We start from the raw sequence: 20,494 nt of genomic DNA, 5'->3' as shown, positions 1-20,494 counted from the left end.
TCTTGCCGAAAAGAGTCCATTGCCCATATTGCGATCGACTGTTCAGTCGTGATGAGATAGATGAGCATGTCAGAAGATGCCGTGCTCGTGGGAGGCCTCAGAAACAACAAGCAGTACGAAAGCGTTTCAAAGAACTAATTGTCGATGGCAACAATATTGCATTCTACCTGACCGCGGGAGGCAAGCCCCGGCTTCGAAATCTAATCAATGCCCGACGGAGCCTCCAGAACAGTGGGTACACTCCGATAATAGTCGTCTCTGCGGCATTAAAACACAAGATTGACAGACCGGACACTCTGAGAGAGATGATCGACACAGGAGAGATCATCGAAACCGCTAGAGGTCAGAATGACGATCTGGTCATCATTCAGCTCGCACGAAAACGAGGATCTGCGATTCTCACGAATGACAGGTTTCTTGATTGGCGAGAGAGATTTCCATGGTTGGGGGAGGTATTAGTACGGTACCGACTGACACCGACGGGCCTCTTACTTGAATAGGCTCATCAGTGACACGCCTCTTCGAAACCGTTAAAATCAGATAACAGATTGTGACCGTCAAGTTGCAACTTCTGGTGATACCTGATGAAGATCAATGAACTACGCAAGAAATACCTCGAGTTCTTCAAACAGCGAGGCCATGCAATCATTCCCTCCGCGTCGCTTCTTCCTGAGAATGATCCGACCGTTCTCTTTACCACTGCGGGAATGCATCCGCTGGTCCCATTTCTTCTGGGAGAACCTCACCCAAAGGGGAAACGTCTTGCAAATTGCCAGAAGTGCATTCGGACAACCGACATCGATAGCGTGGGTGATACCACGCACCTGACATTCTTTGAGATGCTTGGTAACTGGAGCCTTGGCGATTACTGGAAAAAAGAGGCGATCAGTTGGAGCTTTGAGTTCCTCACCTCAAAAGAATGGTTGGGTCTTGATGCAAAGAAACTCTCCGTCACGGTCTTTACGGGTGATGATGATGCTCCGCGAGACACCGAATCCGCAGAGATCTGGGAGAGTGTGGGTATCCCAAAGGAACGCATCTATTACCTCCCAAAAGAAGACAACTGGTGGGGGCCTGCTGGCACGACAGGACCATGTGGCCCATGTACCGAGATGTTCATTGAAGTGGATGATATTCCCAAGTGTGGACCAGACTGTAGACCCGGATGCAGTTGTGGGCACTATGTAGAGGTATGGAATGACGTGTTCATGGAATACAATAAACGAGAGGACGGCAAGTACGAACCACTCAAACAGAGAAATGTGGACACAGGAATGGGGGTCGAACGGACAGCCGCGATGTTGCAGGGGGTCTCAACGGTCTATGATACTGAGAGCTTTATTCCTCTTATCAAGAAGATCAAGAGCCTCTCTCCAATAGAACAGTTCAGTGAGGAGGACAACATCCGATGCAGAGTGATCGCAGACCATGTCAAATCGGCAGTCATGATCATGGCCGATGATCGAAGAATCTCACCATCGAATGTCGAACAGGGGTATGTTGTACGAAGACTCCTGCGCAAGGCAATTCTCAGTGCCGAGAAATTAAATATCACGAGCGGCGTTCTGCAAGAACTGGCCGAAGTTGTCATTCAGATGTACAAAGATGTCTATGAGGAGACCGAACGCAACCGCGAGTTCATCATGAAGAACCTCGCCGACGAGGAACGCAAGTTCCGCAACTCTCTGAAAAAGGCCATGAGGAAACTACAACGAGTCATAGATGAGACCAGCACCGTCACAGGCAAGGATGCATTTCTTCTCTTCACCAGTTATGGTCTCCCTCTTGAGATCACTCGGGAGATGGCCGAGGAGAAGGGCATCAAGATAGACATGGAGGAGTTTCGACAAGAGTTCGAGCATCATCGTGAGAAATCACGGACTGCCACACAGGGCAAGTTCAAGGGAGGCCTTGCAGACCATAGCGAAGAGATCACCAAGCTTCACTCGGCGACGCATCTCTTACAGGAGGCCCTGCGAAGAGTTCTAGGAGAGAGCGTCAGACAGATGGGAAGCAATATCACAAAGGAACGGCTCAGGTTCGACTTCACCTTCCCACGTAAGTTGACACCAGAAGAGGTGCAACAGGTTGAAGACCTGGTCAATGACGCGATTAAACAAGACCTTGAGGTCAAGCGAGAGTTCATGAAATATGAAGACGCGATTGCCAGTGGAGCTCTTGCCTTTTTCAAGGAGACCTATGGTGACGAGGTTTCGGTCTATTCCATGGGCGACTTTAGCAAAGAGGTCTGTGGAGGACCACATGTCCAGAGAACAGGAGAACTAGGGCACTTCAAAATAATCAAGCAAAAGAAGATCGGAGCAGGACTGATACGAATTAAGGCGATCTTGGAATGAGCCTCTGCGCCCTACTCCCCACCTCGCCTATCTCCAAGATAGGAGAGGAGGAACCAACTATCGATCAATATCCTCAGAGACTACAAAGTCAGGAATCTTGTGTACTAGGATCGCATCCTTTGCGAGCGTGGCCAGTTTGTTGGCCTCTTCTAATGTCAGGTGTACACGATGTCCCTTAAGGGGAGTCTTTCTACGTGTCGCCTCGATAATTGCTAAATCGGCATCACGGACGATGTCTTCTGCACTGGAACAGTAACGGGTATCGCCAGTGTAACTCACGACTGTGGAGCCAATATGCACACGGTAGCCAAGAGCTGGCATCAGACGCTCTTCATTTGAGGTGTTCTCCATACCAAAGTGTTCTACCTCAAAGGCCTTCACTTTGAAAAAGTCCGTGTCAAAACCGGTATGATTTCCCACCTCTTGAATAAAGATCCGGAAGGGGATTGAGGTGGGATAAGAGTGGCGGAAAGCTTGGATAACAAGAGGCACCTCTACACAGCCGGCAGGTACAAGGATGCTCAACGGTTCTTTTCGTTCAAGCATTCGTAAGAAGCCCAGCAGAGCATAGAGACCACCAATATGATCGAAATGACCATGCGTGATCGCAATTATGTCTAGGTCGTGTAGAAACTCTGAGTTATAGGTGGAGATCAGATCACGAAGAACACCATCACCAGCATCAAGAAGGATGATCTTGCCTGTGAACTTGGAAGTGAGGACGATTGACGTACTGACACCAGCCACACTATATGGCACCACTACCTTGACCTCGTCATTTTCCCAGTTGTATGATGTACTAGTTGAGTCGTCATTCATAGAGAATCAATCTATGACTGACAAGTTCACCGATAAAACGCTTGCCATTAGAGTGACTTGGACGATATGATCACGGCTGCCTAGTTAAATGCAAACAAATTCGAGCAAAAAAGCATTCATTCTTGTGATCAATAGTCATTCTAAAAAAGAGAGAGAAGACTTGCACGGTTGCTGTGCAAGCCAACTGAATGCTCAGGCCTATTACGGCGCACTATGACTCATCGTATCCCAGCCGGGGCATTCGAGCCAACCAGTTCAGAAAGTATCCAATGATGACCGATACTACAAGACCTGCTGCAATTGAGAGAAGCACATCACTCCATGCAGGTGTGGCACCACCTAACATCTGCATCCAACTCCAGTAAGTACCAGCAATAGTCATTCCTGAAAAGGTGACCTTTTTGAGTGGCACTTTTACCGAGCGCGTCTGAAAGACATGGAGTTCTGTTAGGGCGGCTGCGACCGCACCTCCAACATCAGGTTTTACCTTGAGGGCCTTGGCGAATGTACCGACAGGCATCTTCGACTTCGGCTTCATCACCTTCAGTGCACGGGGGACGGTCTCAGCAACCTGCTTTGTAAAGAGCGTCTGAGCCTCTTGCCGAGTGATGTTGCATTTCGTACAGGAGTCTGCATGGGACTTCCATCGCTTTCGGCACTTTGGACACCGTTTGCCATCCCAGAGACCCTGTGCGATCCGTTCTACCTTCGGGGCGAGTTCCTCTGCGGTTGGTTGAGCCTCGTCACGCTTTCGCGGTCTGCGACGAAGGACAACTCCACGTGGGAAAATCATGGGTCTCTGCTCTCTGACCGCTCTTCGAACTTTACTGGCCCAAAGAATACCTTGTTGGAAATCATCAAGAGCCAATAGGAGGCCAAAGATGGACATCAAAGTAAAACCGACAGTGATCAGTCCTGATACGGACATCAGTGCTGCTGCACCAGTGGGGCCTATGTGCAGATAGAAGTCCTCAGAAACCGTGACATTTGTACCGGGAGATGTGACTAGTGAATAGACGAAAGAGAAGGATCCGCTAATCGTCCCTGAGACAAGTTCCAGCCCGCCCCCGCCTAGAGCTGCACCAAGAGGGATTGTTGTGTTTACCAGAGAAGCATTGGTCCCAGCAGGCACAGGAATATTGAACTCCAGTGGTTGATTAAAGAGGGGCACGGCCATATACATCATGACAAAGAGACCCGACCTCAAAATGATATCATCACCTGTGAATATTGTCAGATTCATGGTGGGATCTTCGGAGAGAAGCACCGTGATAGGATGGGAGGCATCCGATGCCGCGGCAGAGATTCCATTTATCCGAAGTTGAAATGCAAGAGTATCATCACCACTCCATCCAGCAGGTTGAGCCTGCACGGATGGCATTGACAACGAACAGATAAGAGATAACATCAATATGAGCGGGACTAAGTGGGGGGCACGAATAGTTCGCATTATGAATTCCTCTCAAGAAGTTCCTTTGTTCATACACATCGCCACCAATAAAGACTTGGGCGATGTACAGAGGCCATCAGATCTCGTCCTCAGAGGAACCACGTAGGGCCGCCTCAATCTCACGATCAAAGGCCTCGTCATCATCGTCCTCGTATATGATATGATGAACATAGCGGTGGGGAGTGGGGATCCAACCAACCACAAGACCAAAGAAAATACCACCAAGCATGGAGAGCGTACTGAGAAGATAGAGGGAGGGATCCCCCTCACGAAGAACAGAGGTGAACAGTGCCACCATCAGGCCGCCAATAAAACCAATCACAATACTGAGGGCTACGCGACTCTTACCACTGAAATCACTCTGTTTACCAAGAACGTAACCAGCACCGAGACCAAGCAGAATCGAAGGAATCGAATAGATAATGAGCGTCTCATAGGGAATCAATTGCACGAGATTTCATCTCCATGAACGAGTCTGTACTCATGGACGCTCATATATCAGTCGGTGGAAGTAGAAGATCACCACATATCCCAATGTACTATCTCTGATAGAGGGCGCCGCTCTTTAGGATGGAACTCTTTCTCGCGTTGTTCAGGAGGTACTTCTTCTCGGCTCAGCGGATAGCCAAAGAAGATCACGGTGACAATTCGATGGTCCTCAGGAATCTTGAGCTGGGTCTTCAGCTTAGCCTCGTCCCAACCTGCTGTTGGGTGCCCCATGATTCCGAGATGAACCGCCTGTAGGAGCATATTTTCAACTGCAAGACCGACATCCATCATGAAATACGGGAGGCCATGTGCAGAGCAACCTCCATCCTCTTTAGCGGTCACAATAATCATCAATGGGGCCTCTTTTCCCCAAGCATTCCCACGGCTCAATGCCACATGTGCCTCAGTCAGAACTGTTAGATCTTTTAGAACGACAAAGTTCCACGCCTGCGTATTCGCACAGGATGGTGCTAATCTTCCAGCCTCCAAGATGAGTTGGATGAACTCATCATCCAGAGGCCTCTTCTCAAAGGCACGGCCACTGCGCCGCTCAGTGATCTCACGTAGTAATTCACTCATTACATCTCACCTTCACTCTTGCAGCGTCATCGGTCTACCACAATGAATGGGAATGCCTTGATGACCACAGCTTGCGCCCATCCAACAGACCAGCTGTGAATCTTCCACATGCATTTCTTTTCCGCAGTGCATTGGCACTGGGGTCTCATGTCCACAGGTCTCACACAATAATTTCGCCATAATGTTTCACTTTGTAAGTTATGAGTGTGAAGGGATTTAACTATTGTGTACTAACAATGACGCGAATAGCCCTATAGAATATGATGACTTCAACCGCAATTTGCATAGATTATTCAGCAGATCACAGGCGAACCAAAGAGTTCTAGCAAAATGTGCTCACAAAAGTGTACAATAGTCATTAAAACAGCCAAAATGAGCAAAAATATACAGAGGCATAAATTATTATGAGACGGAGCTAATCTATAAGCTGCCACTTCAATCTTTTAGAACGTGGTCAAATGAGCAAAAGAGGTAATGTTCAGATGGATGAACCAGTACTCACATTCACAACTAAACAGGGTGAGGCATCAATCCGTCTCGAAACAGAAGTCACTCAGATAGATCTCTCATACAGGAGAATAACAGCAATCGATCTGAGACCATTGATACACTGCTCTAAGTTACAGGCGATAGACCTCTCAAACAATCACCTGAAAGAAATCGATCTCTGGCCGCTCATGAGATGCACCCAACTGGTACGACTCTCGCTGAAAGACAATCCACTAGAAAGAATAGATGTTACACCATTGTTTGCATGTCCACACCTTGCGACGATAGAGGTGGACCCGGTTGTAGAGATCCATGCAAACTACGAGATTGGCAAGAGCGTCAGAAGACCACGACCTCTTGACGGCTTACGTCGTCGGAGAATGGTAAAATGGATGTATGACGACGAGAGCTTGGACCCCCTAAAGGCAATTGAGCGGATTAAGAACGAGATCTATACAGAGTTGGCAGACACCTACAAGGGGCCTGATACTGAACCCTTAGTCGATGAGACCTTGAAATTCAATATTGTGGATGAGGTCAAGAAGAAGATTCAGAAGAAGATCGCAACAGCAGAAAAAGATGGCGACTTTAAGACCCTGTTCCTCCTTGAGAGAGGCCTTGAGTATCTTCAGAGCGGTGGGCCTTCGATTTGATTGCCACCTTGACGAGGTAGCCTTTAAGAGGCAGTATCACTAAGAGATATTTTGAGTACAATGCGGAGGCAACAAGGAGAGACCCTGGTGGATGAGATCATTTTACGTTATACTACAACTGGAGGCTTTATCGAGACGATTCACGTTGATCGAACGGAGAACCATCTCAATCTCTCATTAAAGGACATCGCGTCCATCGACCTGCTTCCTCTGATCTGGTGCACAGACCTTGAACGCCTTAGCCTCCAATACAACCGCATTGAGTCAATAGATCTCTCACCCCTTACAAAATGCACCACACTGGAGGAGATCAACCTCAGTCACAACAGACTCAGAGAGATCGATCTCAGTCCACTTGTGGGCCTTTCACACCTCAGAGAACTTCGATTGGAAAAGAACAATTTACGAAAGATCGACGTATCACCGCTCTTCGAGTGCCCTAATCTCTCAGTCTTTAGAAAGGACGACTTTGTCAGCATGACTGCTAGTATCTTTCTAAGATCTGTGGGCAGCTGGCCTGATGTGCTTATGGACGAGTATCACAGAATCCTCTGGGTGCATGGAGATAGTTCTCCACGCACATGAGTTAGGGTGAGAATAATGGACACAGGACTACAGGACGCGCATATCCTGATCACGGGTGCCGCTGGAGGTATTGGCATCGAAACTGTTAGAGCATTTCTCAGCGAGGGTGCTAGAGTCACAGCGGTATTCCATCATAATGAGGGAGCGCTACCTACTATTACAAATGACGATCGATTGCTCCTTGTAAAGACTGATGTTCGTCACGAAAAAGAAGTTGAAGCCGCATTTCGCAGCGCAAACGAAACCTTCGGAAGGGTGGATGTCCTTGTTTCAAATGCGGGAATTGCGAACATGGAGGGAGTAGGTGTTCATGAGATGACATTAGAGCAATGGAAAAAGACTCTGGAGGTCAATCTCACAGGTGCATTTCTCTGCTCCAAGTACTTTTTCAAAAACCTTCAAGAGTTCCCGGGAGAACTGGCAGCACTGATTCTTGTCGGTTCCACAGCAGCGGTCTTTGGTGAAGCGTGGTACAGTGATTATGCGACCTCCAAGGCGGGAATGCATGGTCTGATGATGAGTCTAAAAAACGAGATTGTGTATCTGGCTCATCGGGGCCGAGTCAATATCGTCAACCCCGGTTGGACCAAGACACCAATGGCGGAGGCTGCACTCGAAGATTTTGATATGGTACGTAGAATACATCAGACAATTCCAATGAAGAAGACGGCCACGCCGAAGGATATTGCCAATGCTATCGTCTTCCTCGCTTCTGACCAACTCGCGGGACACATCAGCGGCCAGAGTATTGTGGTTGCTGGAGGGATGGAAGGTCGTGCACTCTATACGCCTCACGAGGCACTCTCGTGGAGAGATGACAGATGACTTCTTTTGATGAGCTTGCAATAGCGTATGATCGAGCAATCAATTGGACACAGAGACTTGACCGAGAGATCCCATTCATTCTCTCACATCTTTCCAAAACACGACCACGGCGCATTCTTGACCTTGCATGTGGCAGTGGACAACATCTCATCGCTCTAGCATCTCACGGTTGCACGGGAATAGGCGTGGATAACTCGATGGCTATGATACAAATCGCCCGGGAGCTCGCTGAGGAGAAACATGCTAATGTACAGTTTCTATTCGGCGACATTCAGGAAGTCTCGCAGATGGTCGAGGGGCCATTTGATCTTGTGCTCTGTGTTGGAAATTCACTTGCACTTCTTCCGGGGCATGACATCATTGCCGAAACTGTGAGAGCTGTTAGAGAGCTCCTCACTGAGCAAGGTAAATTAATCATCCAAGTCCTCAATTTCGAGGAGATTCGTGAAACGGGTTTCAGGTTTTTTCCACTAAAAGAAGGGCATCTCAGAGATGGAAGACGTGTTGTCTTTGGTCGCTTTTTTGATCATGATAGCAACCTTGCCCGCTCTACACTTGTCATGTCTTCATTGATTGAACAAAACGGGGAATGGGACGCCACAGTTGCAACACAACAAGTCGTCAATCTAGACAAGGGGATCCTACAACGAATCCTTCTAGGGGAGGGCTTCCAGACAATTGAACTATTCAGTGGTTACAACCGGAAACCCTTCGATCCACACGCCAACAGAAACATTGTTGCTGTGGCAAGTAAATGAAACAAGTCTCAGAAGATATTTTCTCAGTCTGCGGCGCAAACATTTATCAATAAACTTTTACCATATTTTGGTTGAGAATTACCAAAATTTGTCGTCGGTTGACTATACTGGTGATCAAGAATGGGATTGCTTTCGACTCATGAGGCCATCGTCTGGCGAGAATTTCACCATGGACTGAGCACAGGAGCAATCGCGGAGGCGAGCCAAGATCCGTACTGGCTCTATGAGCATGGTCTCATGAATGACATTGAGAAAACGAAAGCGATTGATGCCATCAAGGAGATAGAAGATCGTCTGACTCGGGCAAGGAATAGCTCTGAGAAGCGACAGTATGAGCGCAGACGGGAACGTCTTGTTCATGAATGGGCATGGTCCCCGGCATATGTCTCTCGCGTCTTGTCCCGAGCTCGTAAAAAGATCAAGAAGACTTTACGAGAGCACGCTGCAAGTCATCGTCTTGATGTGGAGAGTGTTCTTGACTATAAGGGACTTCTCATCGGGTTTGACTATCAGGCAAACACACAGGTCTTCATCGTCTTTACGTTGAGTCATGGCATCATTATCTGGTACAAGCATGACTCGTACGCGGGCAAACTCTGTCACGAGTGCCCAAAGGAGAGTGCATGCCAAGAAACTCTAGATGTGATCATCAAAGAGTACAATCTTGGTCTTCGTGATGATGAAATGAGTCTCCCGATGACCAAACGATCCATTGTGATCTTTCACAAGCTGGCGGCAAAAGAGGTACCTCGATATAAAAGAAAGGAGTCTGATTAACATGGGAAGGGAAGTGGACGGGATAATCATTAGACCACCAATTGAAAAGATATCTAGCGGAAAAGTGTTCAGACCTGATCGGCGTCTGATATACAAACTCTATTTCACCATAATCTCCGCGGCGCTTGGTCTCTATGCCATAGTAATGCTGGGCTGGATCGGCATCGGTTACATAGTCATCATATTAGATGAGGGCCTGACCATGCAACAGTTTATTGATGTGATTGCCACATATCTACCCCCAACCACATTCTGGTTCTGGGTCATCATGGCGTTCTGGATGATTCCCGCGGCGTTACTCATTCCAGTTTATGTCAGGTCAATCGAGTATTCGGTCATCTCTGAATCGGGAGATGCAATGCCTGAGATCTATGTCAAGAAAGGCATCATTAACATTACACGGAAGCATGTCCCATTCAGGACCATCACGAACATCTCCAGTAGAGCAGGACCATTCGATCGCATCTTTGGGATTGGGAATGTCGAAATTGAGACCGCAGGCTATTCCGGGACAAGTCAAATGGGCCCTGAGGAAAAGTTAGAGGGAATAGTGTTCTTTGAGGAACTGCGTGACTTCATCTTACAAGAACTGCGTAAGATCCGAACGCCTTACAGCACTGCCACTGAACCAGTCATGGTTCAGGAAGCACCAGTACCGAATATGGCGGACTCGCTTCAAGATGAGATCTTGATCGTGCTTCGAGAGATTAGAGATCTCTTGAAGACTATAGCAACCTGATAGCCGAATGCGGTCCAACTGAGGACCGCTCTTTTTATGTATTAAACTGTCAGGATGCATGCGATCAGGGAGGTAATATCAGTGAACATCACCGTTCGCAACGGAACGCAGATTCGTATTGCCCCTTATAGACCAGAACATGCAGCATCAATTGCAAATAGTCTCTTTGATAATATACCAGTAGATGTGGTCCGGCAACAACGTGAGGAATTGCTTGCAGCTGGAGAGGAGGAGGTCATTAGTATCACGGCCTTGGATGGAGAGCGTGCAATAGGGATCTGCATTGGAATTCGAGGCAGATGGTACGGGGAACGTCATAGAGTGGACCTACTCCAAATCGTGGTTCATGAGGACTACCGAGAACAATGTGTTGCAAAAGCCATGATCAAGGAAGTTGCACATCACGTTGCGCAGCGTGGTGCCGAACTACTGACAGTCAATGTCGAGGACGAAAATTCAGTTGCTCGTACAGCATACAAGAGGATTGGTTTTGTTGAATATGGGGAGTTACCAAGAGGCCTCAAATTTAATGAGAAATACTCGACACAGATACTGATGATGCAGCCAATTAAGGATCTACTTAATTTACAATAGTACTCGCCGAATTATCATCTTGTAGTCTTCATCAGGCTTGTAAAAAGAGTGGTGAAGTTCTGCAACATAGACCGACCATGGCCCTCGCCGGACATCAAAGAGATAGAATTCAGCAAGACCATTGAAGTCGGTAGTTGCCTCACGATAAATCTGTAAAGTATCATCATAACTGAACATCAGACGTACTCGCCCATTCACGACAAAAGTCCCTCGGCCATCTACAATCTGCACAATGATTCGTATCGAGGTACGATCGTGGCTGTACTCTCTCACGATATCTATTGATTCAACATGCATTGTTGCATGTCGTGGCAAGAGCGCAACATGTGCGGTCGCATGAATGGTCACTGATGGGCTACCTCTATATGGTATAAAGAGGCAAGAACTTATAAGTTCTTTGACGTTTGTATTATTACCCATTATGGGATAAACGAGAAAAGAAATAAAAGTAAGGTTAGACATCTATTGTAGGGAGTGACCCCTTTGAAAACACCAGTACGAACCTTAGTGTTGGGATTCATTATCGTCATTTTAATCATCATTACTCCAGCAAGAGCACTGACAACTGATGATCCCAACGAGGCGACTTGGTTTAAAGTAGCAGCAACACATGCAGAATATTGCGATGCGGATAATGATGGATTTGCTGACGATATCATTACGGTCTTTGACATCACGATCACAAATACAGATATCTCATTTATGATCACATACATGTACTGCTATCTATATCTTCCATCAGGAGATGGCTATATGGTGGTCATTCGGGGCATTGGCCAATATACGTACCTGTCTATCACAATGGCATGGTATAACACTGTCACAGAGAGCGGATGGTACACATTCATTGTCTATGTCGAGATTCCGGTGAACGGCTTCACCTATTATTCGCTGGACGGCATCACATTTGATCCACCCGCGGGAGGCGAACCGGGGCCTCCACTAGTCGAGATAGTTTCCACAAACGTCACAGGGACAGGATAAGTACAGGAGAAAAAAAGCAATTAGAAGTGAGAGGAACAAGGAGGTGGGACTCTGGTCGGTCTATCAGGACAGTATCTATCAATGTTAATAGCCATTCAAGAAAAACCATTCGGAACTATTGAAGAATTGGCTGAACGTGCAAAGATTTCGAAACCTACTGCTGCAAAACGCCTCAGAATACTTCAGGGGGCTGGCGGGGGAAAGAAGTATTTCACAGTGAGCCCACTTCTGAACTATTATAACATGGGACTTGAGTCGGCCGATGTACTACTTGAAACCAACAATCTTGATGATATGAAGATCATTGAACAAATAGCCTATCACCATCCGTATACTGCATATCGCTGCCGAACCTATGGGGCTGCGAATGGAGTCTTTCTACAATTCAGAACGCCGTACAAATCAAGTCCAAAGATCAAGGAACTCATTCGTGTTCTTAAGAAAGAGGGGATTATAAAAAAATACAAGTTTCTGGCCACCAGTCAAGAACCTACCATCTACACCTCGTTAAGAATTGATGGGTGGAGTCCAGATACGCTGAGCTGGAACTTTGACTGGGAGAAATGGTTCAAATTAACAGTAAAGTCATCCAAACTGGACAAGAAGGCGGGAGAGATGGGGAGTGCTCTCAAGTGGCTTACACGCCGAGACCTCAACATCATTCATGAACTGATGATGGGCGCCCGTAGAAAAAATATCAGAATCATTAAGGCGCTTGCAGCATCTGGGGTAAAGTTCACACCACAGACATTTAGTAGACGATACCGGATGATCCGAGAGGAGTGTATCGAGGGTTACAGAGTCACATTTGACCCAGAGGTCTTTGATATCTATTCAAACGTTGTCATCTTCGGTAAAGGCGAGGAGAACAGTCTTACAACACTAAGGTCCAGATTAAAGACAAGACCGATCCCGTTCGAGTCAACAATGCGAACTGTCAAAGGGGATCTCTTCTGGTTTGTCAGGCTTCAACCCACTCAACTCTCGCCGCTCTTGACAAACCTCTACTCACAGCTTGATGAGATGTCTGTATGCCTTGTGGACTATACTAATAGTATGATCTACTATCTCTGGCCTGAAACCTTTGATGAAGAAACCCGCAAATGGCGGACCGATAGGAAATTCATGATTGATGACGTGATAGAGGCCGCTTTGAACAAGTAGGCAGAGAACCTCTATCGCTTAGCCACGTGGGGAAGAAACTTGTTGATGATCGTTAGCAGTGTCTGAATCTCTTCATCGGTCAAATGGTTTAGTGCGGTCTCTACTGAGTTCAGAGCCTCTGTTCGAAATCGCGTATGTGCGTCTTGGCCCATAGAGGTGAGGTGGAGCAACACTTTCCGTCGGTCCGACTCGGAATGCTTCCGTTTTACAAAACCGCGTTTCACTAGCCGATCAACAATTCCCGTCGCAGTGCTGGCAGCAATCGAGAGACCATCAATAATGTCCTTCATACTGCAATCGTCTGTTTCGGAAACGATGTCAAGAATCATGAACTCTTCTAACCCAAGATCATCATTTGCCAGATACGAGGTGGTTCGACTAATATCTCTCAGTGCTTCTATGAAATTATAGACAAGTTCCTCGCGAGTCAAAATAGATGACCTCACATATCTACCAAATCAGTACAAGTTACAATTAATAACAGTTCCCAATGATAAATAGTTCGTATACGAAATATTTATCACCGAATTATGATAGGAGGGGGTATGAAAATACTGATCACAGGAGCCTTTGGCAATATAGGCGAGTGCACCGTTTGGCAAATGCTCGGCCGAGGCTACACACTCAGATGTTTCGATGTGAAGACAAAAAAGAATGAGAAGACCCGCAAGAGATTGGCAAAATATGGTGAGTTCGAAACGTTCTGGGGGGACATCAGATCGTACGATGCTGTCAGAGAGGCTCTTGAAGGAGTAGATATTGTTGTGCATCTCGCAGCAATCATTCCACCGATGTCTGAGGTAAACCCAGACCTGACATGGAGTGTGAATGTGGAGGGCACGACAAATGTCATCAATGCAGCAAAGGAGATAGGGATTAGAAAGATCATCTATACCAGTTCAATAGCAACGTATGGCCATAGCACCGGAAGAGGACCACCAAAGACAGCTGACGACCCACAGATTGCTTATGACACCTATTCCAAGACGAAAATCGAAGCGGAGAAGAGAGTACGGGAGAGTGGTCTTCCATGGACCGTCTTCAGACTGGGAGCGGGGCCGTCGCCAGATTATAGATGGATATCACGTTCGACCGACACCGAGATCTTCATGATCCCGCTTGAGCAAAAGATGGAGTTTGTGCATCCAAATGATGTGGGACTGGCGATCACCAATGCCTTGGAGGCTGACACCATTGGGAAGATTCTCCTAATTGGTGGTGGAGAGAGATGCCGCATGACCTATAGGGACTTTATCGCAAAGACCTTGGAGTCTATGGGAATAGGAATGCTCCCCGAATCGGCATTTATAGTCCCTCAAAAGGAGGAAGACTATTTTCATACAGATTTCATGGATACATCAGAGTCGCAGGCGTTTCTACAATTTCAGACGAGGGATCTAGACGATTATCTCGAGGATGTCAAGAAACAGTTGGGAATTAAACGCTATTTCATTCCAGTAGCCAGATGGTTCATCAGAAGAAAGATGCTAGCAACATCTCCATTCTACAAGAGATGACTCACAGAGAGAAGGCGTGAAGACCTCAAATCGAGGCCCGAGCCACCTATATCTATCTGTTCAAAGCGCTCCTGCGAGCGATCCCTATCAGTCCAATGACGAATAGAAAAGGCGTAAATTTCGCGTATTACTATATCATCTATTGATTGTTGGGCGAGGCTCATGATATATAATGTACCATGAGATAAATACTACAGATATGGAGGAAGTCACTTGGAACACGTTGACGTGATTGTCGTAGGTGCTGGACCAGCAGGAGCCACAGCTGCAAGGCGACTCGCACTGGCAGGATCACAGGTGGTAGTCCTTGATAAAGAGAAATTCCCACGTTACAAACCATGCGCGGGGGGAATCAGATTCGAGGTTGCAGAGCTACTTGATTTTGATATCTCAGAGGTGATTCATAGAAAGATATCCGGTCTATCGATTATATCACCATCAGGCGTACGTGTTAATGCGATTCCGGACGACCGTTCCAAACCGGGATATATGGTCATGCGCGATGAGTTCGACACATTACTTCTGAACAAGGCAAGAGAGGCGGGCGCTGAGGTAAGGGAGGGCTATCATGTTATGCAGGTCTCACAGGACTCGGATGGTGTAGAGGTCATCGATAAGAGCGGAGAAAGAATCACTGCTAACTATCTGATTGGTGCAGATGGGATCAATAGCACGGTTGCCCGTCAACTGGGTTTTTACAAGGGATGGCCCGATGATAGTGCCTGTGTTGCTATTGAGGTTGAAGCAGAGATAGGTGAGGAGTCAGTCCACAGAATCTGTGCAGACCCTACAGGATATGATGCTGATCTCTTTTTCCTCTATTTTGGTTCAGTCCCGTACGGATACACATGGGTATTTCCAAAGAAGAACCATCTGAGCATAGGAATCTGTTGCCGGCAGGACCTCACCAAGAATCTTCGCCAAGCGTACGACAAATGGTACAAGCAATTCATTACAGAGCATGGAATCACGCCTCGAATCATCTCCGAAACCTCAGCCCGCTTCCCAGTACGGATTGCTCCAACATTGGTCAAGGGCCGTTCACTCCTTGTAGGGGATGCGGCCGGGTTTGTCGATGCGTTTACTGGAGAGGGAATTCTGTATGCGATCAAATCGGGGATTCTGGCTGCGGAGGCCATGAACTATACCATTCACAGTGGTGCGCCCAAGGATCTTATCAAATACAAGAAGCTCTGCAAGAGTCCGATACTCTCTGAACTCAAGGTCTCGCAATCGATGGCAAAGATGTTTTACAAGAGCGAAAAGAACATGGAAACCCTATGCCAGTTTTTCCATGATGACAAGTATGCAGCGTATTTGATCGCAGCCTCCATTGCAGGATTTCTGCCAATGGGTACGGTCAAGAGAAAATTGACCATGCACATGATGAGGACTCGTCCGCGTGATGCAATATCTCTTCTATGAACGGAACAACGGTGATAGTAGGTGGGGAATACAAATGTGCCATCTATCTTCGCCGTGCTAAGACAATCAAGACTATTGCAACGATCGTCGCGCCTACAACCAATAAACTTGCGACCGAAAATCCCATCAACTCGTTTGAGTCCTCCGGTGATGAGGAATTCGTGAAGAGAAACGCATGATAAAAATACGTGATGATCCCAGTCTTGGTCCAATTGCCCGTAGAGTCACAGGCAAAATAGCGGACATCCCATTGCGCACCTCGATGATCAGCGTCTAAGATGAACGAGGTCGCAACAGCAGAATAGTAATCATTACTTCCAGTTGTGGACAACGTGACGTTTTTCCAAGTTCCTAAAGATGCGTTCTTGAAGCTACCAATCACGACACTCACACCATCTTGATCTGTGACTCTGACTGTCAGATTCAATGTGATAATAGTGGGCCCGTAAATCACAAGATCGGAAATGACACCGTTCTGCTCATCAGGAGCAGGAACTTCATGAAATACGGGCCCTGAGGAGTCTGACAGTACTATAGACTTACGTGCGAATGGGACCAGTGGCGCAGCAGAGGAGAGAAACAGATCCGACGACTGATAGTTTTGTGCCGTTTCAATGATAGTACTGTCTGTAAGCGCAAGAGATAGAGAGAACAGCGCCATAGTGACCAAGAAGTATAGTGCAATTCTTGTTGTAACTCTATGGTCACCAACGTGCATCATTAATACCTCGACTAATCTACGCATTAAAAATAGATAGTTCTAATCATTAAACAGATTGTTCTAAATTTTGAACACCGATTATATGATTGATGGGAGATGAAATACTGACCTCGAATGACTGCAAGAACCATAAGAGGGCAGTTGCACATCAGTCAGTCCCCAGCTCTTAAAAATGAACTACTATCGAACATCTTGTTGATAGCATCTGGAGGCATCAATAATCCAATCTGTTGAGATAGAGTCCGTTACAGCCACTGGAGATAGAATTGTATGGAAAGTGCCATTAGATGCAAAGCTCTTTCATGTCCAACGACGCCAGATTGAGAGAATCGACCTCTCACCACTCAACAGCTGCACCAGCCTGCATGAACTCATCATCTATCGAAACAGACTAAGAAGAATTGATCTCGATGCTCTTCACGCCTGCTCCGACCTACAGAAGATATCGCTCTCCAATAATTACCTTCAATCTATCGATCTCGCACCTCTGAGGTCTTGCCCGTACCTGCAAACAATTGACCTCTCAGAGAACCGGATAGTGGAGATCGACCTCGTACCACTGGCACACTGTCACCTGCTCCGTGGGGTCTCGCTCGCCCGAAATCTGATCAAGACCATTGATCTATCACCTCTGACAGAGTGTACCGAGCTTGAATCGCTCAATCTCACACAGAACAAGCTACGGACCATTGATCTCTCCATACTCTCTTCATTCCCACACCTTCAATTCTTTGGAATTGCAGAGAATAGTATCACAACCATAGATCTCTCGCCACTCGAAACATGCACAGAACTAAGAGAACTGAGCATTGCCGACAATCAACTTGCGGATATCGACCTCACGCCCATAAGTAATCTGCACAAACTTGAGATCTTAGATTTGTCAGGAAATAGACTCACAGAAATAGATCTCGCACCATTGAGATCGCTCACGAGCCTGCGGGAATTGAGTCTTTCCGGAAACCAATTAGAAACAATCGATCTCTCACCGCTTACGAACATGCCCAAACTTGAGACTCTACACCTGTTTAATGACCAACTACAGAGCCTAGACTTGAGCCCACTTGCTACTTGTAGAGACCTATCAGTACTAAATGTCGCCCAGAATAAGATCGACACACTGAATGTGACGCCACTCGCCACTTGCAACCACCTAGATATTCTAAGAACTGATAGAGATACCGAAGTAGTAGCCTATTGCTCTAAAAAGATGGCCGACCATTTTCCATGGGCACTCCGTCGAATGCTACGTAATGGCCACCTCAATTTACATGATATAGAAAAGACCTGATCACAATAACCGCGTCAAGCCAAATCGGAATGCATCTCTTTCGCAACGATCTGTAGAGACCATTATCGTCTGAAACTGATAGTGACCATTGTTACATCGGTAAGACACGCCTGTAGAATGTATACAACAGATTCAGGCCATATCTAGTCATAACTCGACCTTAATAAAGCCCAAGACTAATCGCCATCACAAGTCTGCAAATATTGACTATTATTACAAATCTGATTGGACTCATTGCTCAAAGAATCGGAGGGGGAGGAATGACGCAATATGATGCATAAATATTCGTGAATTAAAATGCACAGCAACAACAACATTTCGCGGCAGTTCATGCCTGGTAGACCCGAGCCTGACACCCCATGGCAGTTCATGCCTGGTAGACCCGAGCCTGACACCCCATGGCAGTTCATGCCTGGTAGACCCGAGCCTGACACCCCATGGCAGTTCATGCCTGGTAGACCCGAGCCTGACACCCCATGGTAATAAAATAATAATAAAGGTGACCACGGAGTAATCTCTCCGGTGGTCCACTCACTTTTTTCGCCCCAAAAATCGATTTTTCATTATTACACCGAATTTTGCTTTCAATATGTGTGTTGCAGCTCCGACAAACAGACTGATAATTGAAATATCCAACTTTTTGGAGATATGAGCCTTAACATACAATTTGACATGACACAAGAGGCACGACACGAGATCGCCAAGCTCCTTTACGAGGCACTTGGAACAAAGATCATCCCAGTGTTCGGCCCGATGGACAGAGGCCTACCAATTGTAGCAGAGATACTACAGGAAGACAGAGTGATGATAGCAACGGTAGACGACACAATAGTCGGCTTTGCAGGTCTTCAATTTCATGGCCGGGGATATATGGACGCAGGCTTCTGGTCGCTCGCACGAAGATGTGGTCGTGGCATTTTTCGTATAATATTCAACGGTTGGCTCCTTGAATCAAAGGTTGCAGATGATGAGTTGTATTTGGACACCATTGCAGTCGCTGATGACTGGCGCGGTAAAGGTATTGGCAAGCAAATTGTCGAGTCAGTTTTTGCTATTGCTCAGGAGAAAGGTTTCAGTCGAGTGAAACTCGCAGTAGTTGATACAAATCCACGAGCCAAGGCATTTTATGAGAGAATCGGGTTTGCCGTCAAAAAGGTGGAGGCCATTCCATATCCTTGGAAACGAATATTCAAGTTTTCAAGCGCAGATATAATGGAGTATGATCTCAGGTCTTAACTGAGATCTACATTAGACGATTCAATACTCCGTCTGTGTGGGATAACGGCCTGCGGGAAGGATTTTGTTGATCTCATCACTTCAGTACTCGTTCAACCAAGTTCTCTGAAAAGTGTGGGGCCATTGAAATGAATTATGTGATCGGGGGTCTCATGAATCCAGACCTCGGTCCCCCATGCAATATCAGAGAGATGCTTTTTGAACTCCTTAAAGTCTGGAAATGCAGTTACATAGATTCGTTGGAGCTCACAATTCCTAAGGACATCCTCAAGTTCCATTTGCCGTTTGGGTGTAACAGGCCCGTGGCTTGTGACAACTTCGACAAGCACCAAAAGATTCTTTGATCTTGCAAAAAATAAGATGTCCGGTAACTTGTTATGTTTGGCCACAGGGATACCTAGTTCATCGAGAACATCGGTTGCAACATGAAGCATCTTATTTTCTGTGTCCCCCGCATACAGGACATCTGCACCGGGGACAAAACGAGCCGCAAAGTCCGTAATCACAACAGCTTGGAGCCTGTTATGTTTTCCAGGACTAAAAGTGAATTCGGTCCCATTCGGAAGCCTCACTGGAACGCGATGGCTTGCTCTGGCCTCACTGTATCTCTCAACAAGACTGCCTCTACGTTTTTTGAACTCGGCACACCGCTGGGTGTAATTTTTTGTCATGAATGCCTTGAGGACCGCTACTGCTTCAGGTGTCAATTGGTAGCATGTGTTGGGCGAATTTGTTGGGCGAGTGGGATCGTCAGGATTCATAATAACGAGGCCGCCTTGAATAAACTGATGCAACACCTGTCTTCTGAACGTTTCACGGCTATTCTCTGCGTATTTACGTCCATATTCTTTGCCGATGAATTCAATCATATCATGAATTCTGATTGGCTGTGGGTCTGTCTTATTCCATGTGTCACTGAGTCTAAGATGGGCCAATGCCAATAACGTCAAACAGGCAATATCACGTTGTTGTGCTTCAGGCAACCCGATATCTCTGAGAATACGTTCTGCTTCTTTAATATCTGCCATTCTTCAGAATCCCT

24 protein-coding genes are annotated in these 20,494 nt (G+C 46.7%); 16 read left to right on the top strand and 8 right to left on the bottom strand.

What is annotated here, in order from left to right:
- Positions 1–2 precede the first annotated feature (2 nt).
- Positions 3–500, top strand: coding sequence for a hypothetical protein (locus tag K9W43_09045; GenBank protein ID MCF2137366.1), 498 nt, complete (start codon positions 3–5; stop codon positions 498–500).
- Between the two features lie 84 nt (positions 501–584).
- Positions 585–2,357: an alanine--tRNA ligase gene (locus K9W43_09040; GenBank protein MCF2137365.1), complete on the top strand. Its 1,773-nt coding sequence runs from the start codon at positions 585–587 to the stop codon at positions 2,355–2,357.
- A gap of 57 nt (positions 2,358–2,414) precedes the next feature.
- Here K9W43_09040 and K9W43_09035 read toward each other — a convergent pair whose 3' ends face one another.
- From K9W43_09035 to K9W43_09020, 4 genes are all read right to left on the bottom strand, one after another.
- Positions 2,415–3,176: an MBL fold metallo-hydrolase gene (locus tag K9W43_09035; protein ID MCF2137364.1), complete on the bottom strand. Its 762-nt coding sequence runs from the start codon at positions 3,174–3,176 to the stop codon at positions 2,415–2,417.
- Between the two features lie 211 nt (positions 3,177–3,387).
- The gene (locus tag K9W43_09030; protein MCF2137363.1) at positions 3,388–4,557 is read right to left on the bottom strand and encodes a hypothetical protein; all 1,170 of its coding nucleotides are present in this window, start codon (positions 4,555–4,557) and stop codon (positions 3,388–3,390) included.
- A 145-nt stretch (positions 4,558–4,702) separates the two neighbouring features.
- A complete protein-coding gene (locus K9W43_09025; GenBank protein ID MCF2137362.1) occupies positions 4,703–5,077 on the bottom strand; it encodes a hypothetical protein in 375 nt (124 codons plus the stop codon).
- A 68-nt stretch (positions 5,078–5,145) separates the two neighbouring features.
- Positions 5,146–5,694 (bottom strand): nitroreductase family protein, encoded by a 549-nt coding sequence (locus K9W43_09020; GenBank protein ID MCF2137361.1) that lies wholly within the window; start codon positions 5,692–5,694, stop codon positions 5,146–5,148.
- Between the two features lie 482 nt (positions 5,695–6,176).
- Here K9W43_09020 and K9W43_09015 point away from each other — a divergent pair, with 482 nt between their 5' ends.
- The 7 genes from K9W43_09015 (at position 6,177) to K9W43_08985 (ending at position 11,114) form a co-directional block, all read left to right on the top strand.
- Positions 6,177–6,836, top strand: a complete 660-nt coding sequence (locus tag K9W43_09015) for a hypothetical protein (GenBank protein ID MCF2137360.1) — start codon at positions 6,177–6,179, stop codon at positions 6,834–6,836.
- 87 nt (positions 6,837–6,923) lie between these two features.
- On the top strand, positions 6,924–7,421 hold the full coding sequence (locus K9W43_09010) for a leucine-rich repeat domain-containing protein (protein MCF2137359.1): 498 nt from the start codon (positions 6,924–6,926) through the stop codon (positions 7,419–7,421).
- 15 nt (positions 7,422–7,436) lie between these two features.
- Entirely contained in the window at positions 7,437–8,246 is an 810-nt protein-coding gene (locus K9W43_09005) for an SDR family oxidoreductase (protein ID MCF2137358.1), read from the top strand.
- Positions 8,243–9,004, top strand: a complete 762-nt coding sequence (locus tag K9W43_09000; protein ID MCF2137357.1) for a class I SAM-dependent methyltransferase — start codon at positions 8,243–8,245, stop codon at positions 9,002–9,004. The genes K9W43_09005 and K9W43_09000 overlap by 4 nt, the downstream gene beginning before the upstream one ends.
- Positions 9,005–9,124: 120 nt before the next feature.
- Positions 9,125–9,781, top strand: a complete 657-nt coding sequence (locus K9W43_08995; protein MCF2137356.1) for a hypothetical protein — start codon at positions 9,125–9,127, stop codon at positions 9,779–9,781.
- Position 9,782: 1 nt separating this feature from the next.
- Positions 9,783–10,520 (top strand): PH domain-containing protein, encoded by a 738-nt coding sequence (locus K9W43_08990; GenBank protein MCF2137355.1) that lies wholly within the window; start codon positions 9,783–9,785, stop codon positions 10,518–10,520.
- Positions 10,521–10,601: 81 nt separating this feature from the next.
- A complete protein-coding gene (locus K9W43_08985; GenBank protein MCF2137354.1) occupies positions 10,602–11,114 on the top strand; it encodes a GNAT family N-acetyltransferase in 513 nt (170 codons plus the stop codon).
- On the opposite strand, the gene K9W43_08980 is transcribed toward K9W43_08985, so the two are convergent.
- Complete coding sequence (locus K9W43_08980) at positions 11,106–11,462, bottom strand: hypothetical protein (GenBank protein ID MCF2137353.1); 357 nt, start codon at positions 11,460–11,462, stop codon at positions 11,106–11,108. The genes K9W43_08985 and K9W43_08980 overlap by 9 nt on opposite strands.
- Before the next feature lie 135 nt (positions 11,463–11,597).
- Between K9W43_08980 and K9W43_08975 the strand changes: the two genes are divergently transcribed.
- The gene (locus K9W43_08975) at positions 11,598–12,098 is read left to right on the top strand and encodes a hypothetical protein (protein ID MCF2137352.1); all 501 of its coding nucleotides are present in this window, start codon (positions 11,598–11,600) and stop codon (positions 12,096–12,098) included.
- Between the two features lie 81 nt (positions 12,099–12,179).
- Positions 12,180–13,262 carry a winged helix-turn-helix domain-containing protein gene (locus K9W43_08970; GenBank protein MCF2137351.1) on the top strand — a complete coding sequence of 361 codons (1,083 nt, stop codon included), beginning with the start codon at positions 12,180–12,182 and terminating at the stop codon, positions 13,260–13,262.
- 11 nt (positions 13,263–13,273) lie between these two features.
- Here the strand turns inward: K9W43_08970 and K9W43_08965 are convergent, their stop codons facing one another.
- Positions 13,274–13,693: a MarR family transcriptional regulator gene (locus K9W43_08965; GenBank protein MCF2137350.1), complete on the bottom strand. Its 420-nt coding sequence runs from the start codon at positions 13,691–13,693 to the stop codon at positions 13,274–13,276.
- A gap of 114 nt (positions 13,694–13,807) precedes the next feature.
- Here K9W43_08965 and K9W43_08960 point away from each other — a divergent pair, with 114 nt between their 5' ends.
- Both K9W43_08960 and K9W43_08955 read left to right on the top strand, forming a co-directional pair.
- Positions 13,808–14,779 carry an NAD(P)-dependent oxidoreductase gene (locus K9W43_08960; protein MCF2137349.1) on the top strand — a complete coding sequence of 324 codons (972 nt, stop codon included), beginning with the start codon at positions 13,808–13,810 and terminating at the stop codon, positions 14,777–14,779.
- Positions 14,780–14,992: 213 nt separating this feature from the next.
- A complete protein-coding gene (locus K9W43_08955) occupies positions 14,993–16,204 on the top strand; it encodes an NAD(P)/FAD-dependent oxidoreductase (GenBank protein MCF2137348.1) in 1,212 nt (403 codons plus the stop codon).
- Between the two features lie 43 nt (positions 16,205–16,247).
- On the opposite strand, the gene K9W43_08950 is transcribed toward K9W43_08955, so the two are convergent.
- Positions 16,248–16,925 carry a hypothetical protein gene (locus K9W43_08950; GenBank protein ID MCF2137347.1) on the bottom strand — a complete coding sequence of 226 codons (678 nt, stop codon included), beginning with the start codon at positions 16,923–16,925 and terminating at the stop codon, positions 16,248–16,250.
- Between the two features lie 277 nt (positions 16,926–17,202).
- Here K9W43_08950 and K9W43_08945 point away from each other — a divergent pair, with 277 nt between their 5' ends.
- From K9W43_08945 to K9W43_08935, 3 genes are all read left to right on the top strand, one after another.
- Complete coding sequence (locus tag K9W43_08945; GenBank protein MCF2137346.1) at positions 17,203–18,216, top strand: leucine-rich repeat domain-containing protein; 1,014 nt, start codon at positions 17,203–17,205, stop codon at positions 18,214–18,216.
- Positions 18,217–18,546: 330 nt separating this feature from the next.
- Complete coding sequence (locus tag K9W43_08940; protein MCF2137345.1) at positions 18,547–18,699, top strand: hypothetical protein; 153 nt, start codon at positions 18,547–18,549, stop codon at positions 18,697–18,699.
- A gap of 165 nt (positions 18,700–18,864) precedes the next feature.
- Positions 18,865–19,452, top strand: a complete 588-nt coding sequence (locus K9W43_08935) for a GNAT family N-acetyltransferase (protein ID MCF2137344.1) — start codon at positions 18,865–18,867, stop codon at positions 19,450–19,452.
- A 92-nt stretch (positions 19,453–19,544) separates the two neighbouring features.
- Here the strand turns inward: K9W43_08935 and K9W43_08930 are convergent, their stop codons facing one another.
- Positions 19,545–20,480 carry a restriction endonuclease gene (locus K9W43_08930; GenBank protein ID MCF2137343.1) on the bottom strand — a complete coding sequence of 312 codons (936 nt, stop codon included), beginning with the start codon at positions 20,478–20,480 and terminating at the stop codon, positions 19,545–19,547.
- Between the last annotated feature and the right edge of the window lie 14 nt (positions 20,481–20,494).

The organism is Candidatus Thorarchaeota archaeon, from assembly GCA_021498125.1.
Classification (GTDB): domain Archaea; phylum Asgardarchaeota; class Thorarchaeia; order Thorarchaeales; family Thorarchaeaceae; genus B65-G9.
Note: the sequence above shows the minus strand (reverse complement) of the source record. Positions and strands in the feature narration are given on the sequence as shown.